The sequence below is a fragment of the Sphingobium sp. SA916 genome (assembly GCF_002894065.1).
Lineage (GTDB): Bacteria > Pseudomonadota > Alphaproteobacteria > Sphingomonadales > Sphingomonadaceae > Sphingobium > Sphingobium fuliginis.
Window position 1 is genome coordinate 25,823 of record NZ_LXYF01000029.1, and the last position, 14,563, is coordinate 40,385.

The following is a 14,563-nucleotide window of genomic DNA, read 5'->3' on the forward strand; positions in this document are numbered from 1 at the left end:
TTCGACCGACCTCCCCGATTTTGTTCAGAAAGATTTCCCTCGATGACCGTTCACGTGCCGATCATGGCCAGCAGCCGCGACGAGGACAGGGCGCTGCGTACCCTGATCGTCGACGATTCGGTCGTGGTCAGGACGGTCATCGAACGGATATTGAACGCCGACCGGCGGTTTTCCGTCACGCACAAGACCAACAGCGCCGAACATGCGCTGGGCTATTTGCGGGACCATGAGGTCGACCTGATCCTGCTTGACATAGAATTGCCGGGACAGAGCGGCCTTACGGCGCTGCCCGCGATCCTGCGGACCAATCCGCGCGCCAAGGTCGTGATCCTGTCGGGCAATTGCGAGGAGGGGAGCGCCGCGGCGGTCGAAGCGCTGGCGCTGGGCGCGAGCGACATATTGGCGAAGCCGGGAAGCGGCAGCTTCGGTGAGCACTTCCCCCAGGCCCTGATCGACCGCCTGTCGCGCCTGTTCAGCGGCGAAGCCATGCCTGTGGCGGTCCGGCCGCCGCTGCGGGCCGATCCGGAGCAGGCGGCCCAGCCGCTCGCCTGCCTGGGCATCGGCGCATCGACCGGCGGCATCCATGCCCTGGGACAGCTTTTCGCGGGTCTGGCCGCGCCGCTGGGCGTGCCGATCCTGCTGACCCAGCATCTGCCCGCCAGCTTCACCCATTATTTCGTCCAGCAACTGGGGCGGATGACACCCCTGCGCGTCAAGGTGGCGGAGCAGGGCGAGTTGCTGGCCCCGGACATCGTCTATGTCGCGCCGGGCGACGCCAATCTCCAGCTTCGGCGGGGGCTTTATGCTCGGGTGTCCGTCGTGCTCAATCCGCAGCGCACGCCGACCGGCAATCTGCCCGGCGTCGACCCGATGTTCGCCAGCATGGCCCAGGCCTATGGCGCTGGCGCGGCCGGCGTGGTGCTGACGGGCATGGGGCGGGACGGTACCGCCGGTGCGCGGGACATAGTGGCGGCCGGCGGATGGATCGTGGCGCAGGACGAAGCGAGCAGCGTGGTCTGGGGCATGCCCGGATCGGTCGCCGGAGAAGGATTGAACTGCGCCCTGCTGGAACCCCATGCGATCATGGATTTCGTGGCGCGAAGAGGAAAGAACAGAAACTGATGGCATTGCCCCCTTCGGCCGACCCCCTCCTGTCCGGCTCCGTTTCCTCCGCCGATCCCATGCGCGGGGCGGCGCGCATCTTTTCCGGCCTGCTGGAAGCGCGCACCGGTCAGATCCTGTCCGAAAGCCGGGCCTGGCGGATGGAGACGGCGCTGAAGCCTGTGCTGCGGGCCCATGGGCTGAGCGACATGGATGCGCTTGCGTCCCGGCTGATGGGGCACAAGGATGCGATGCTGGAAAATGACGTGGTCAACGCGCTGCTCAACAATGAGAGCAGCTTCTTCCGCGATCTCCAGATATTCGACATGATCCACCGCCATATCCTGCCGCGCATCCATGCGCAGCGATCGGACCGGACGCTGCGCATCTGGAGCGCGGGCTGTTCGACTGGGCAGGAGGTCTATTCGCTGGCGATCCAGCTTTGCAACGACATGGCGCGCTGGCGCGGCTGGCGGATCGAGATATTGGCGACCGATATTTCCACCGCCGCCATAGCGCAGGCGAAGACGGGCATCTTCACGCAGATGGATGTGCAGCGGGGCCTGCCGGTGGGGGACCTGCTCAAATGGTTCGACCCTTCGGGCGACGATTGGCGCGCCAATTCGGCCCTGCGCCAGATGATCGATTTTCGCACGGACAATCTGTTCGACGCGCACGCCCCCCAGGGCGAATATGACCTTTTGCTCTGCCGCAACGTGCTTCTCTACTTCACGCCCGAACGCCGCCAGAGCGTGCTGCGTCTTCTCGCCCGGCACAGCCATGCGGGCTCTGTCCTGCTTTTGGGGGCGGGCGAGACGGTGATCGGCCATAGCGAGGATTTCGTCCCCCATGCCGAATTCCGCGGCGGCTATGGACGCCGCGCCGACGCCGCGGCGCAATCGGGCGGAGCGATGCGCCGGGCGGTCTGATCGTCCCGGCGGGAAAATACCGCGCCCTGCTTGATTGGTCTGCCGCTGTCGGCCATGGTCTGTCCGCGCGCCCGAAGGCGCTGACGGACGAATGCGAGTGACTGGCCCTTGGCGATGAACGACTTCCCGATGATCGACACGCCGTCGCCCAATTTTGACGAGCGCAGCCTGCCGATTTCCATGCTGGTGCTGCACTATACCGGGATGGCCGATGCCGCGACCGCGATCAACTGGCTCGCCAGCCCGGAATCCAAGGTATCCGCTCATTATGTCGTGACGGAGGATGGGCAGGTCATCCGCATGGTGGATGAGGAAAAGCGCGCCTGGCATGCCGGCCGCGCCCATTGGCGCGGCATCGACGACATCAATTCGGCCAGCATCGGTATCGAGATCGTCAATCCGGGGCATGAATGGGGCTATCGGCCCTTTCCGGACGCGCAGATGGGATCGCTGATCCCGCTGATCCACCAGATCGTGCAGCGGCACAGGATCACCCGCGGCAACATCGTCGGGCATAGCGACGTCGCCCCGGCCCGCAAGCAGGACCCCGGCGAACTGTTCCCCTGGGGCCAGTTGGCGCGTCTGCGGCTGGCCCTGCCGCGCCCGACCAAGAATCTGATGGACCCGCATTGGAGCGACGGCGGCTTCATGTTGGCGCTGGAGCGCTTCGGATACGACATTGCGGAGCCGCAGGCGGCGGTGGTCGCGTTCCAGCGCCGCTTCCGGCCCGAACTGATCGATGGAATCATCGATGGCGAGTGCCGGGCGATCCTGCTGGCGTTGCTGCTGCCCAAGCCGATGGGCGACGACTGAACGGGGACGACGCCCAAACGGGGATGACGGGGGGGCCGGACTTGTGTATAGGCCCCTCTGCCAGAGGGCCGGGCGGCCGCGGCGTGGCGGGTAACTTCCACGGCGAGGAAAGTCCGGGCTCCACGAAATGACGGTGCCGGCTAACGGCCGGCTGGAGTGATCCAAGGGACAGTGCAACAGAAAGCAGGTCGCTACAGCTTCGGCTCAGCGAAATTGAAAGGGTGCGGTAAGAGCGCACCGCGCCTGCGGCAACGCAAGGCGGCACGGTAAACCCCACCGGGAGCAAGACCGAATAGGGGCGGCGCGCAGTTTCGGCTGCTAGGCCAGTTTCGGCTGAGACCGCCCGGGTTGGTTGCTGGAGGGACGGAGCGATCCGTCCCCTAGAGGAATGGTCGCCACCCTTCGCAAGAGGGGGACAGAACCCGGCTTACAGGCCCTCTGGCATTTAAATCCTCCCCATCTGCCGATGGGGAGGATTTAAAATAACGGCAATTTCATCGGCTGCCGGGGTGGTGTTCCGCCTGCGGCCTGCCTAATTTGGAACCATGGCAAGAAGCAGCCGATCCAATGACTGGGGCTTTCCCCGCTGGCGCAGCTACGGCGCATCGCGTGAGGCGCAGCAGGTGCGCCTGTGCGACCGGCATGGCTGCGACCGGCCGGGCGACTGCCCCGCGCCCAAATCGCCCAACAGCCGCGAACGCTGGTATTTCTGCACCGACCATGCAGCGGAATATAACCGCAACTGGGACTATTTTCAGGGCCTGGACCAGGAAGAGCGGGAGCAGCGCGAACGTGCCGAGCGGCGTGACGCGGGCGGTTATCAGAACAGCGCCTATCATGGTTGGGGCGGGCCGGGTGACGGCAGCCGCTCGCGCGACGAGTTGCATGCGCTGCAGGCGCTGGAGCTGGAGGACGACGCCGATTTCGAGGCCGTGAAGAAGAGCTGGCGCCGCCTTGCCAAGGAATATCATCCCGATGTGAAGCCCGGCGACGCGCAGGCGGCTGTGCGTTTCCAGACGATCCAGGCTGCCTATGAAGTGCTGCGGGCGGCGGAGGAGCGGCGGACGTGGAAACCGCGGGAGCGGGCGGATTGAAGGATCGCGTCCGGTCGAACTGGGATCATGCGGTGCTGGTCTGCCGCAAATGTTCGAAAAAGCTGGACGGCGGTTTCGGCCGGGACGGGGACGAGCGGCTTGCCAGGGCGCTGCGCCGGCATCTTTCTCTGAAAAAGGGGCGCAAGGCGGCGGCTGGGATCGTCGAGGTCAATTGCCTCGGCATTTGTCCCAAGGGTGCGGTGACAGTCGTCGACGGCGCAAAATCGCGCGACTGGTTGCTGGTGCGGCCGGGCGCCGATCTGGATGAACTGGCCCAGGCGTTGGGCCTGGTTCCGGCAAAGGAAGGCTGAATTCAGCCTGCGCGCCTGATCCGGGCCGAATCGATCAGCCCGGCGTCGGACAGCAAGGGCATCAGCAGCCCTTCTTCCTTGTGCAGCCGGTTCAGGATGCTGGCCAGGATGGCACGGGTTTCACGGCAGAAATCCGCCCATTCGCGTTCGATCCGATCATCGCTCCAACGCGCCATATAGGCGGCGAAGTCGCTGGCGATGGGCGCCATTTCACTTTCGAGTCGCGCCGCGGTGCCGCGCAGCTTTTCGTGCGGCTGCCGTTGCATATTGGGGTAGAAAATCCGGTCTTCCAGCGCCAGATGCGCCATCAGCAGGCGGGCGAACTGCCACCGCAGCGGGCCCAGCCTTTGCGGAACGCTTTCGTCCGCTATCGCCTGATGAAAGCGGGCGGCCATCGCCTCTATCTCATCATGCTGCTTCTGCAATTCGTCGAGGTCCATGCACCGCTTTCCTCGTCCCCGCCCGGCATATTCCGCTTGCGGGGTTAAGAAACGGTTGTGCGGACTTCACAAAGGCTTGGGCGGTCCGCCCGCCGCGCATTCCGCGCGGCGGGCGCCCTCCATTCAGGCCGGCTGGTCGGCGCGGCTGACACCCTGGCCGTCCAGATTCTGCGCGGCGAAGTCCCAGTTGATCGCTTCCTTGAGGACGCGGTCGGCATAGTTGGGGCGCGCGTTGCGATAGTCGATATAATAGGCATGTTCCCACACATCGAGGATCAGCAGCGGCTGATGGCCCTCATGCGCGACGGGCGTGTCCGCGTCATGGTAGCTGGTGACTTCCAGCTTCCCGTCCTTCAGGATCAGCGCGGCCCAGCCGCTGGCGAAATGGCCGACGGCTTCGGCCTTCAGCTTTTCGATCAGCGCGTCGACCGAGCCGAAACCCTCGTTGATGAGGTCGAGCAACTGGCCGGACGGCGCGGTCTTGGTCGGCGACAGCGACTGCCAGTAAAAAGTGTGATTCCAGATCTGGCCGACCTGGTTGAACAGGCCGCCCTTGGACGACTTGATCAGCTCGACCAGCGACTTGCCCTGGAGCGAGGCGTCGGCGGCGACCAGTTCATTGGCCTTCACGACATAGGCATTGTGGTGCTTGCCATGGTGGAAGTCGAAGGTTTCGGCGGTCAGAATGTCGCCAAAGGCATCCTTGGCATAGGGCAGGGGGGGAAGAACAAAGGCCATGGCGGAACTCCTCGGGTTCGTTATGGGTCGGCCGCAGAACGGATGGTGCGGTCGATTGGTTCAATGGTCCTGTCGGGGCGTGGACGCCTCCGCGCCCCTCCCATATGCGCCCCCGGCGGCCATGAAAACAGATATATGCCTATTGCGAAACGATCTTAATTAGGCGGCCGATTCAACCCTGGGGCGGGGTGGTTTCACCGATCTCGTCACTGTCCAGCTTTTCGCCCAGGTCCAGGCCGTGGCGCATCAGCATGGGGATGTTGGCGGCAGCGAAGACGACCGACACGATGGTCACGCCCCACACCTTGACGGCCAGCCAGCTATCGAAGCTCATGGTCCGTCGCATGACTTCGTTGGCGAGCGCCATGGCGACGAAGAAAAGGGCCCAGTTGCGCGACAGCTTGCGCCAGCCGGTCTCGGTCAGGCCGTCATAGGCCGCCTGGAGGAGATATTTGAGCAACGCCTTGCCCCGCATCAGCCCCGCGAACAGCATCAGCGCGAAGAAGGCGTAGATGATGGTCGGCTTGATCTGGATGAAGCTCTGGTCGCGGAAATAGATGGTGAGGCCGCCGAAGAAGAGGATCAGCAGCGCCGATAGCCAGAGCATGGGCGACACGCGGCCGAGCTTCACCTTCGAGACGATTACGGCGACGACGATGGCGGCCATGAAGGCGGCGGTGCCGAACATCATCGCGGTGATGGGGTTGCCCGGCCCCCAGAGCCAGCCCGCGCCCTTGTAGGTCAGGAAGAAGACGAGAAGAGGGCCGAAGTCCAGCGCGAGGCTGAGATTGCCGCCATGGGTCGGTTTTTTCGGATCAGCCATATATGTTCACTCCGTCGTCCCGGCGCGGGCCGGGATCTCGTGCGGCCGGGTCGTGCCGTGGAGGCCAGAGATGCCGGCCTGCGCCGGCATGACGAAGGGGGAGCGATCACCGCGCATAGGCGGTTCCCGCGATCGCCCGCGCCATGTCGCCCGGGTCGAACGGCCGCAAATCCTCGATCTTCTCGCCCACGCCGATGGCATGGATCGGCAGGCGATATTTCTCCGCCGCGGCGACCAGCACGCCGCCGCGCGCCGTGCCGTCCAGCTTGGTCATGACGAGGCCCGTCACCTGCGCGAATTCCTTGAAGACCTCGATCTGGCTCAACGCATTCTGTCCCGTGGTGGCATCCAGCACCAGCACAACGTCATGCGGCGCCGCCGGGTTCAACCGGCCGAGCACGCGGCGGATCTTGGCCAACTCGTCCATCAGTTCGGTCTTGTTCTGCAGGCGCCCGGCCGTGTCCACGATCAGCACGTCGATGCCGGTGGCGGTCGCCTGCTTCACCGCGTCGAAGACGATGCCCGCCGCGTCGCCGCCCTCCTTGCCCGCGACGATGGGGATGCCGAGCCGTTCCGCCCAGACCTTGAGCTGGCCGATGGCGGCAGCGCGGAAGGTGTCGCCCGCCGCCAGCATCACGCCATAATCCTGTTCGAGGAAGAGGTTGGCGAGCTTGGCGATGGTGGTGGTCTTGCCGGAACCGTTGACGCCGATGACCAGGATTACCTGAGGGCGCGGAAAAGCCTCGATCTCCAGCGGGCGCGCGACCGGGGCGAGAACCTTCTCGATCTCCTCCGCGATGATCTCCCGCAGATAATCCTCGGTCAGTTCGCGGTTGTAGCGGCCTTCGGACAGGCGGTCGCGCACGCGGGCGGCCATGGCGGGGCCCAGGTCGCTGACAATCAGCGCTTCCTCGATCTCGTCCAGTGTCTGCTCGTCGAGCGCGGCCTTGGAGAAGAGGCCGGTGAGATTCTCGCCCAGCTTGTCGGAAGTGCGCTTGAGGCCGCCGAAGAGGCGATCGCGCCAGGATGTTTCAGCCATGTCTATCCACCAGCATCATCCCCGCGCGGGCGGGGATCCATCTCCCATGGGGTGCACCAGGCGGAACGGCCCGGAGCCCGGAGATGGATTCCCGCCTGCGCGGGAATGACGGAAAAATGATTGTCTCTCACGCTGCCTCTTGCGCGATCAGCGCGCCATTCTCAAGGGCCGTGATGGTCGCATGGACGATGGAGGAGGGCGATTGCGGGGTCGCGAAACGCACCGGGGCGAAATTTTCGGCATGTCCGGAAAGCCCGTTGCGTTCGACCAGCACGGATTGGGTGGAACCGATGAGGCTCTGGAGCCAGCGTTCCCGTTGCGCCCCGCAGGCGGCGCGCAGCCGGGCGGCGCGCGCCTTGATGGTGGCCCGCTCCACCTGCGGCATGCGGGCGGCCGGGGTATTTGCGCGCGGTGAATAGGGGAAGACATGGCCATGGACGATGGCGCATTGCTCGACCAGCCTGAGGCTGTTTTCGAACATGGCGTCGTCCTCGGTCGGAAAGCCGGCGATGATGTCGGCGCCGATGCTGATCTCCGGACGGGCGGCCCTGAGGCGTTCCACGATGCGCACGGCGTCCGTGCGGCTGTGGCGGCGCTTCATGCGCTTCAGGATCATGTCGTCGCCCGCCTGGAGCGACAGGTGCAGATGCGGCATCATGCGCGGCTCATGGGCGAGGATGTCGAACAGCCGCTCGTCGATCTCCACGCTGTCGAGAGAGGAAAGGCGCAGGCGGGGGAGGTCGGGCACCCCCTTCAGCATGCGCTCGATCAGCAGGCCGAGCGAGGGCGCGCCCGGCAGGTCCGGGCCGTAGCTGGTGACGTCCACGCCGGTGAGGACGATTTCCCTGTAACCCGCACCGACCAGTTCCCTGGCCTTGTCGATGACGGCGCCGGCCGGGACGGAGCGGCTGTTGCCCCGGCCATAGGGGATGATGCAGAAGGTGCAGCGATGGTCGCAGCCATTCTGCACCTCCAGGAAGGCGCGGGCATGTTCTGCAAAGGCGCTGGCCATATGGGGAGCGGTGTCGCGGACCGACATGATGTCGGAGACCCTGACCGGGTCACTTCCTCCGTTCGGGAGATAGGATGTCCGGTGCATCTTTTCCCGATTGCCGATCACCGCGTCGACTTCGGCCATGGCGGCGAAGGTTTCCGGCTCCGTCTGTGCGGCGCAGCCCGTCACCATGATCCGCGCACCGGGGCGGTCGCGGCGGGCGCGGCGGATGGCCTGCCGGCTCTGGCGCACGGCCTCTGCCGTCACGGCGCAGCTGTTGACGACGACCAGATCATCCTGCGCGTTCGGCATCTCGCGGCCGATAATCTCTCGAATCGCCTCGCTCTCCGCGATGTTGAGGCGGCAGCCAAGCGTGATGATCTGCGGCCCGCCCATGTCAGAATCGCGCCCAGTCAGCCTCGCCGTCGAAGACATGGGTGGCAGGGCCGGTCATCAATATATGCCCGCCCGGCGCCCAGTCGATCACAAGGTCGCCCCCCGGCAGGCTCACGGTGGTCGGTCCGCTCGCCAGCTTGCGCCGCACCGCCGCCACCGCCGTCGCGCAGGCGCCGGTTCCGCAGGCGCGGGTCAGGCCGGCGCCCCGTTCCCAGACGACCAGGCGGATATGATTGTCGCCCACCATCTGCGCGAAATTCACATTCACGCGGGCGGGGAAGAGCGGATCATGCTCGATCAGCGGCCCAAGACGGTCGAAGTTCACACCGTCCAGACGGTCCATGAAGAAGATCACGTGCGGATTGCCGACATTGACCGCGACCGGGGCAGGCAGATCCTCCCAGCTTACCGGCATGGCCAGCGTGTCCATGGCGTAGGCGAGGGGGATCGCGTCCCATTCGAGGCGCGGTTCGCCCATGTCGACGCTCGCGCCGCCATCGACGGCCCTTGCATCCAGCAGGCCGGCCTTCGTCTCGATCAGCACGTCCCGGCCGACGAACAGGGGGACGCAGCGGGTGGCGTTGCCGCAGGCCTCCACCTCGCTGCCGTCGCTGTTGAAGATGCGCATCGACACGTCGGCGCGGTCGCTATTGCCGATCAGGATCAACTGGTCGCAGCCGATGCCGGCGTGACGGTCGGCAATGGCCTGCGCACGCGCCTCCGTCATGTCGAGCGCGGTTTCCCGCGCGTCGATCACGACAAAGTCGTTGCCCAGTCCATGCATCTTCGAAAAACGGCCCATGATGGGCGCGCATGTAAGGCCTGTGCCGGCAAAAGACCAGCCTATCCCGCGTTCAGTGCGGCGCGCCTGCGGCCATAGAGGAAATAGACGGCCAGACCGATGGCGTTCCAGAGGAGGCAGGCGAGGATGGTCTTCGCCGGCAGGCTGATGAACAGATAGGCGCAGCCGCCGATGGCGCCGAGCCCGACCAGCCATCCGGCCGGGGTGCGGAAGGGGCGCCTCATGTCGGGCATGCGCCGGCGCAGGATCAGCAGGCATGCGCCCACGGCGGTGAAGGCGATCAGCGTTCCCGCATTGGCCAGCGCCGCGATCTCGTCAATGGGCAGCAGGCCGGCGATGATCGCGACCAGCAGGGCGGTGACGGCGGTGATCCGGGCGGGCGTCCCGCGCCGGGAGATCAGCGCCAGCCTTTGCGGCAGGAAGCCGTCGCGGGCCATGACGAGGAAGATGCGGCTCTGGCCGTAGAGGAAGCCCAGCAGCACCGTGGGAAGGGCGATGACCGCCGCGATGGCGACGATTCGCGCCACCTGTCCCTGGCCCATTTCACGCAGGATCAGCGCCAGCGGTTCGGGACTGCCGGCAAAGCGGGTGAAGGGCATCGCCCCGACCGCCGCCGCCGCCACGAGCACATAGATCAGCGTGCAGGCGACCGGCGATCCGACGATGCCGATGGCAAGGTCGCGATCCGGGTTCTTCGCCTCCTCCGCCGCGGTGGAGATGGCGTCGAAGCCGTAGAAGGCGAAGAAGATGATCGCCGCCGCGGCCATCACGCCGCGCTCGACGCCGTCCGGCGCCATCGACTTGGCGAAGCCGAAGGGCATGAAAGGCTGAAGGTTCTGGGCGTCGAAGGCGGGCAGGGCGATGGCGACGAACAGGCTGAGCGTCGCGATCTTGATCACCACCAGCAACGAGTTCAGCCGCGCGCTTTCATGCGTGCCGAGCATCAACAGGCCGGCGACCACGGCGATGATGAAGATGGCGGGCGCATTGACCAGGCCGCCCAGTTCCGGCCCCCTGGTCAACAGGTCCGGGAAGCCCGCCGATGTCAGCAGGGGTGCGGCATAGCCGGACCAGCCCACCGCCACGGTCGACACGACCAGCGAATATTCGAGGATCAGGCTCCATCCGACGATCCACGCAATGCCTTCGCCCAGCACGACATAGCTGTAGCTGTACGCGCTGCCGGCGGCCGGCATCATGGTGGAGAGTTCGGCATAGGCCAGCGCCGCGCAGGCGCAGATCGCGCCGGCAATGGCGAAGGACAGCAGCACGGCTGGCCCCGCCCGGTCCGCGCCGACGCCGATCAGCGTCAATATGCCGGTGCCGACGATGGCCCCCACGCCCAGCGCCAGCAGATGCGGCCAGGACAAGGTGCGCGCCAGCCTTTGCCCCTCATGCGAGGGCATCATCGCCTCCATCGGCTTGCGGCGCGTCCAACCCATGTCCTGATTCCCCTCTCTGCACGGCGCACCTTGCCGCTGCCGAAGCTGCTGGCAAGGGGTTTTACAAATGTAAGGCAGCGCCGGGCCGCCTCTCGCGACTCCCCTGATATTCTGTTACAGGGACGCAAACAAAGGTCGCGACGGCTTAAATCTTCTTGAAAAGGGGGAAGGCGTCCCATGGATGCTGCTGCGTCGACCGTTCCTGCGTCCGTGCGGGAAAATGGCTTTTACCTGGGAATGTCGGTCGCCATCGCGGCGACGGTGATCGGGGGCTTCGGCTCCTACGCGCTGCGCGGAATGGTGGATGTGCCGCGCGTGCCCTATTGGGTGCATGTCCACGGCGCGGTGTTCGTCGGCTGGACATTGCTGTTCGTCATGCAGAACGCCTTTGCCCATCGCGGGTCGATGGCGCTGCATCGGCGCATGGGATGGGTGGCCGTGGGCCTGGCCACGGCGATGGTGCCGCTGGGCATCCTGACCATGAGCATGGCGGTCGTGCTGGACCGGGTGCCGCCCTTCTTCACGCCGCCGATCTTCCTGGCGCTGAGCCTGCTGGAACTGCTGACCTTCGCCGCCCTGCTGACGGGCGCCATCCGGATGCGCCGACGGACCGAATGGCATCGGCGGCTGATGCTGTGCGCCATGGTGGCGATCATCGGGCCTGCCTTCGGACGCATCCTGCCGATGCCGCTGCTTGGCCCCTGGGGCGGGCTGGCGGTGATGAGCGGGCAGATGCTGTTCGTCGCGGCCGGCATGGTCCATGACCTCGCCACGCAGGGCCGGGTGCATCCCGCCTATGCCGTGGGCGCTGCGGCGATTCTGGCGGAGGGGCTGGCCGTGCCGGTCCTGGCGGCGACGCGGCCTGTCCTCTGGCTGGCTTCCGCCCTGGCCGGCTGAGCCGCTTTCGGTTGCGTCGGGCGTGCCCTTGCGCTAAGGGCGCGCCAGCAGTCGGATGGTTTGCCGTCCGATACCCTGACAGATCCATGGCACTCAAGAGGAGTACCGGATGGACGCTGGCCGGCGAGGTTTCGCCCGCCGGCGATTTTGTCGTTTGACGGGGTAAGCGAGGTTTTCCGGGCCTTTCGGCCCAAATTGAGGTGATGATGTTCGATTCGCTAAGCGATCGTCTGGGTGGGGTATTCGACAAGCTGCGTGGGCGCGGTGCGCTGACGGAGGACGATGTCCGCGCCGCGATGCGCGAGGTGCGAATCGCGCTGCTGGAGGCCGACGTCGCGCTTCCGGTGGTGCGCCAGTTCGTCGATCAGGCGACCGAGCGGGCGGTCGGCAACGATGTGCTGCGATCGGTCACGCCGGGGCAGATGGTCGTCAAGATCGTCTCGGACACGCTGACCGAGACGCTGGGTTCGGAATCCTCCGACCTGCTGATCGACGTGACCCCGCCCGCCGTCATCATGATGGTCGGCCTGCAGGGTTCGGGCAAGACCACCTCCACCGCGAAGATCGCCAAGCGCCTGAAGGAAAAAGAGCGCAAGAAGGTGCTGATGGCGTCGCTCGACGTCCAGCGACCCGCCGCGCAGGAGCAGTTGGCGGTGCTGGGCACGCAGACCGACGTGGCGACCCTGCCCATCGTGCCGGGGCAGCAGCCGGTCGATATCGCCAGGCGGGCGTTGCAGGCGGCGAAGCTGCAGGGTTTCGACGTGGTGATGCTCGACACCGCCGGCCGGCTGCATGTCGACCAGGCGCTGATGGACGAGATGAAGGCGGTGGCCGAAGTCTCCAGCCCGGCGGAAATCCTGCTGGTGGTCGACTCGTTGACCGGTCAGGACGCGGTGAATGTCGCGACCAGCTTCACCGCGCAGGTGCCGCTGACCGGCGTGGTGCTGACGCGCATGGACGGCGATGCGCGCGGCGGCGCGGCGCTGTCGATGCGCGCCGTTACCGGCCGTCCGATCAAGTTCGCGGGTACCGGCGAAAAGCTGGACGCCATCGAGCTGTTTCATCCTGCCCGCGTGGCGCAGCGCATATTGGGCATGGGCGACGTCGTTTCGCTGGTCGAAAAGGCCGCCGAGACCATCGACGCCGAGGAAGCCGACAAGCTTGCCAAGAAGATGGCCAAGGGTCAGTTCGACATGAACGACCTGCGCGCCCAGCTCAACCAGATGCGCCGCATGGGCGGTCTTGGCGCGCTGGCGGGCATGCTGCCGGGCCTCAAGAAGGCGCAGGCGGCGATGGCGCAGAGCGGCGCCAACGACAAGACGCTGATCCATCTCGATGCGATGATCGGGTCGATGACCCCCAAGGAGCGGGAGAAGCCCGCCCTGATCAACGCCAAGCGCAAGATCCGTATCGCCAAGGGTTCCGGCACGACCGTGCAGGAAGTCAACAGGCTCCTGAAAATGCATCAGGAGATGGAAACGGCGATGAAGAAGATCCGCAAGATGGGCGGCCTGAAAGGGCTGGCCAAGATGTTCACCGGTGGTGGGCTGGATGGGATGCTGGGCGGTGGCGGCGCGCCTCCGCAGGGTTTGCCGGGACTGGGGGGCAATATGCCGAACCTGCCACCCGGCTTTCAGAATTTTATGAAGAAGTGAAGCTGCTCGTCATTGGCGCAAGCTGGGATGACGAATTGAAAAACACGTAATTTGGTACAGAAAGGTAAGGTCAGGTTTCATGGCAACGTCCATTCGTCTTTCGCGCGGCGGTTCGAAGAAGCGTCCCTATTACCGCATCGTCGTGGCGGACAGCCGCGCCCCGCGTGACGGCAAGTTCATCGAGCGCATCGGCAGCTACAACCCCGTCCTGCCCAAGGGCGACGAGAAGCGCGTCGTTCTGAACGTCGAGCGCGCGAAGCACTGGGTTGCCGCCGGCGCGCAGCCGACCGACCGCGTGGCCCGCTTCCTGGATGCTGCCGGCGTGAAGGAACGCGCCGCCCGCAACAACCCGAAGAAGGCCGAGCCGGGTCAGAAGGCCAAGGATCGCGCCGAAGACCGCGCCGCCAAGGCTGCGGAAGCCGCTGAAGCTGCCGAAGCCGCCAAGGCGGCCGCCGCCGAGGCCGCTGCCGCTCCGGCCGCCGAAGCACCGGCGGAAGAAGCCGCTCCGGCCGAAGAATCGGCTGAAGGCTGAGCCCTTTGACCGACAAGCCCGTCACGCTTGCCGTCATCATCGGCGCGCATGGAGTGACGGGCGAGGTCCGTCTGAAGCTGTTCGGGGAGGGGGCTGAGGCCCTGAAATCCTATGACGGCTTCGATGCGGCGGGGCGCAGGCTGACGTTGAAGTCGGTGCGCCCCGGCCCGAACGGCGCGGTCGCCCGCTTTGCCGAAGTCGGCGATCGCTCCGCGGCGGAGGCGCTGCGCGGCACGGAACTGACCGTTCCCCGTTCGGCTTTGCCCCCCTTGGGGGAGGGCGAATATTATCATGCCGACCTGATCGACCTGCCCTGCTTCTCCAGCGATGGCGAAGGGCTGGGCCATGTCGTGGCGGTCGAGAATTTCGGCGCCGGCGACATCATCGAGGTGGAGCGGCCCAACGGCAAGCGTTTCATGGCGCCGATGCATGCGGTGACCATTGCGGATGAGCGGGCGGTCATAGAGGCCGCGTTTGCGGCTTGAGCTTCGTTCGCCAGGGCAATTGAACCGCCGTGCTCCCGCGAAGACAGGAGCCCAGATCGGACGGTGGAACCA

At 65.9% G+C, this 14,563-nt stretch carries 16 protein-coding genes and 1 other RNA gene; 10 read left to right on the forward strand and 7 right to left on the reverse strand.

Going from position 1 to position 14,563, the window contains the following annotated elements; genetic code table 11:
• The first annotated feature begins 42 nt into the window (after window positions 1–42).
• From A8G00_RS07465 to A8G00_RS07490, 6 genes are all read left to right on the forward strand, one after another.
• A complete protein-coding gene (locus tag A8G00_RS07465; protein WP_103000399.1) occupies window positions 43–1,122 on the forward strand; it encodes a chemotaxis protein CheB in 1,080 nt (359 codons plus the stop codon).
• Window positions 1,122–2,030: a protein-glutamate O-methyltransferase CheR gene (locus A8G00_RS07470; protein ID WP_229742409.1), complete on the forward strand. Its 909-nt coding sequence runs from the start codon at window positions 1,122–1,124 to the stop codon at window positions 2,028–2,030. The genes A8G00_RS07465 and A8G00_RS07470 overlap by 1 nt, the downstream gene beginning before the upstream one ends.
• Window positions 2,031–2,144: 114 nt before the next feature.
• Window positions 2,145–2,843, forward strand: a complete 699-nt coding sequence (locus tag A8G00_RS07475) for an N-acetylmuramoyl-L-alanine amidase (protein ID WP_025547608.1) — start codon at window positions 2,145–2,147, stop codon at window positions 2,841–2,843.
• A gap of 60 nt (window positions 2,844–2,903) precedes the next feature.
• An RNA gene (gene rnpB / locus A8G00_RS07480) (RNase P RNA component class A) lies at window positions 2,904–3,289 on the forward strand.
• A 99-nt stretch (window positions 3,290–3,388) separates the two neighbouring features.
• Window positions 3,389–3,937, forward strand: coding sequence for a J domain-containing protein (locus tag A8G00_RS07485; protein ID WP_025547607.1), 549 nt, complete (start codon window positions 3,389–3,391; stop codon window positions 3,935–3,937).
• Window positions 3,910–4,248 carry a hypothetical protein gene (locus A8G00_RS07490; RefSeq protein ID WP_025547605.1) on the forward strand — a complete coding sequence of 113 codons (339 nt, stop codon included), beginning with the start codon at window positions 3,910–3,912 and terminating at the stop codon, window positions 4,246–4,248. The genes A8G00_RS07485 and A8G00_RS07490 overlap by 28 nt, the downstream gene beginning before the upstream one ends.
• Before the next feature lie 2 nt (window positions 4,249–4,250).
• On the opposite strand, the gene A8G00_RS07495 is transcribed toward A8G00_RS07490, so the two are convergent.
• From A8G00_RS07495 to A8G00_RS07525, 7 genes are all read right to left on the reverse strand, one after another.
• Window positions 4,251–4,688 (reverse strand): hemerythrin domain-containing protein, encoded by a 438-nt coding sequence (locus A8G00_RS07495; RefSeq protein WP_048576039.1) that lies wholly within the window; start codon window positions 4,686–4,688, stop codon window positions 4,251–4,253.
• A 123-nt stretch (window positions 4,689–4,811) separates the two neighbouring features.
• Entirely contained in the window at window positions 4,812–5,426 is a 615-nt protein-coding gene (locus A8G00_RS07500; protein WP_048576040.1) for a superoxide dismutase, read from the reverse strand.
• A gap of 172 nt (window positions 5,427–5,598) precedes the next feature.
• Entirely contained in the window at window positions 5,599–6,249 is a 651-nt protein-coding gene (gene ispZ / locus A8G00_RS07505) for a septation protein IspZ (RefSeq protein WP_044662717.1), read from the reverse strand.
• A 106-nt stretch (window positions 6,250–6,355) separates the two neighbouring features.
• On the reverse strand, window positions 6,356–7,288 hold the full coding sequence (ftsY, locus tag A8G00_RS07510) for a signal recognition particle-docking protein FtsY (RefSeq protein WP_025547600.1): 933 nt from the start codon (window positions 7,286–7,288) through the stop codon (window positions 6,356–6,358).
• A 127-nt stretch (window positions 7,289–7,415) separates the two neighbouring features.
• Entirely contained in the window at window positions 7,416–8,678 is a 1,263-nt protein-coding gene (gene mtaB, locus A8G00_RS07515) for a tRNA (N(6)-L-threonylcarbamoyladenosine(37)-C(2))-methylthiotransferase MtaB (protein ID WP_103000400.1), read from the reverse strand.
• A 1-nt stretch (window position 8,679) separates the two neighbouring features.
• Window positions 8,680–9,480, reverse strand: a complete 801-nt coding sequence (dapF, locus tag A8G00_RS07520; RefSeq protein WP_044662715.1) for a diaminopimelate epimerase — start codon at window positions 9,478–9,480, stop codon at window positions 8,680–8,682.
• 41 nt (window positions 9,481–9,521) lie between these two features.
• A complete protein-coding gene (locus tag A8G00_RS07525) occupies window positions 9,522–10,922 on the reverse strand; it encodes an amino acid permease (protein WP_103000401.1) in 1,401 nt (466 codons plus the stop codon).
• A 177-nt stretch (window positions 10,923–11,099) separates the two neighbouring features.
• Here A8G00_RS07525 and A8G00_RS07530 point away from each other — a divergent pair, with 177 nt between their 5' ends.
• From A8G00_RS07530 to rimM, 4 genes are all read left to right on the forward strand, one after another.
• Complete coding sequence (locus A8G00_RS07530; protein WP_103000402.1) at window positions 11,100–11,819, forward strand: hypothetical protein; 720 nt, start codon at window positions 11,100–11,102, stop codon at window positions 11,817–11,819.
• A 203-nt stretch (window positions 11,820–12,022) separates the two neighbouring features.
• Window positions 12,023–13,474 (forward strand): signal recognition particle protein, encoded by a 1,452-nt coding sequence (gene ffh, locus A8G00_RS07535; RefSeq protein ID WP_103000403.1) that lies wholly within the window; start codon window positions 12,023–12,025, stop codon window positions 13,472–13,474.
• Window positions 13,475–13,553: 79 nt separating this feature from the next.
• The gene (rpsP, locus tag A8G00_RS07540) at window positions 13,554–14,006 is read left to right on the forward strand and encodes a 30S ribosomal protein S16 (RefSeq protein WP_025547592.1); all 453 of its coding nucleotides are present in this window, start codon (window positions 13,554–13,556) and stop codon (window positions 14,004–14,006) included.
• A gap of 5 nt (window positions 14,007–14,011) precedes the next feature.
• On the forward strand, window positions 14,012–14,491 hold the full coding sequence (rimM, locus tag A8G00_RS07545) for a ribosome maturation factor RimM (protein WP_025547590.1): 480 nt from the start codon (window positions 14,012–14,014) through the stop codon (window positions 14,489–14,491).
• Window positions 14,492–14,563: the final 72 nt, after the last annotated feature.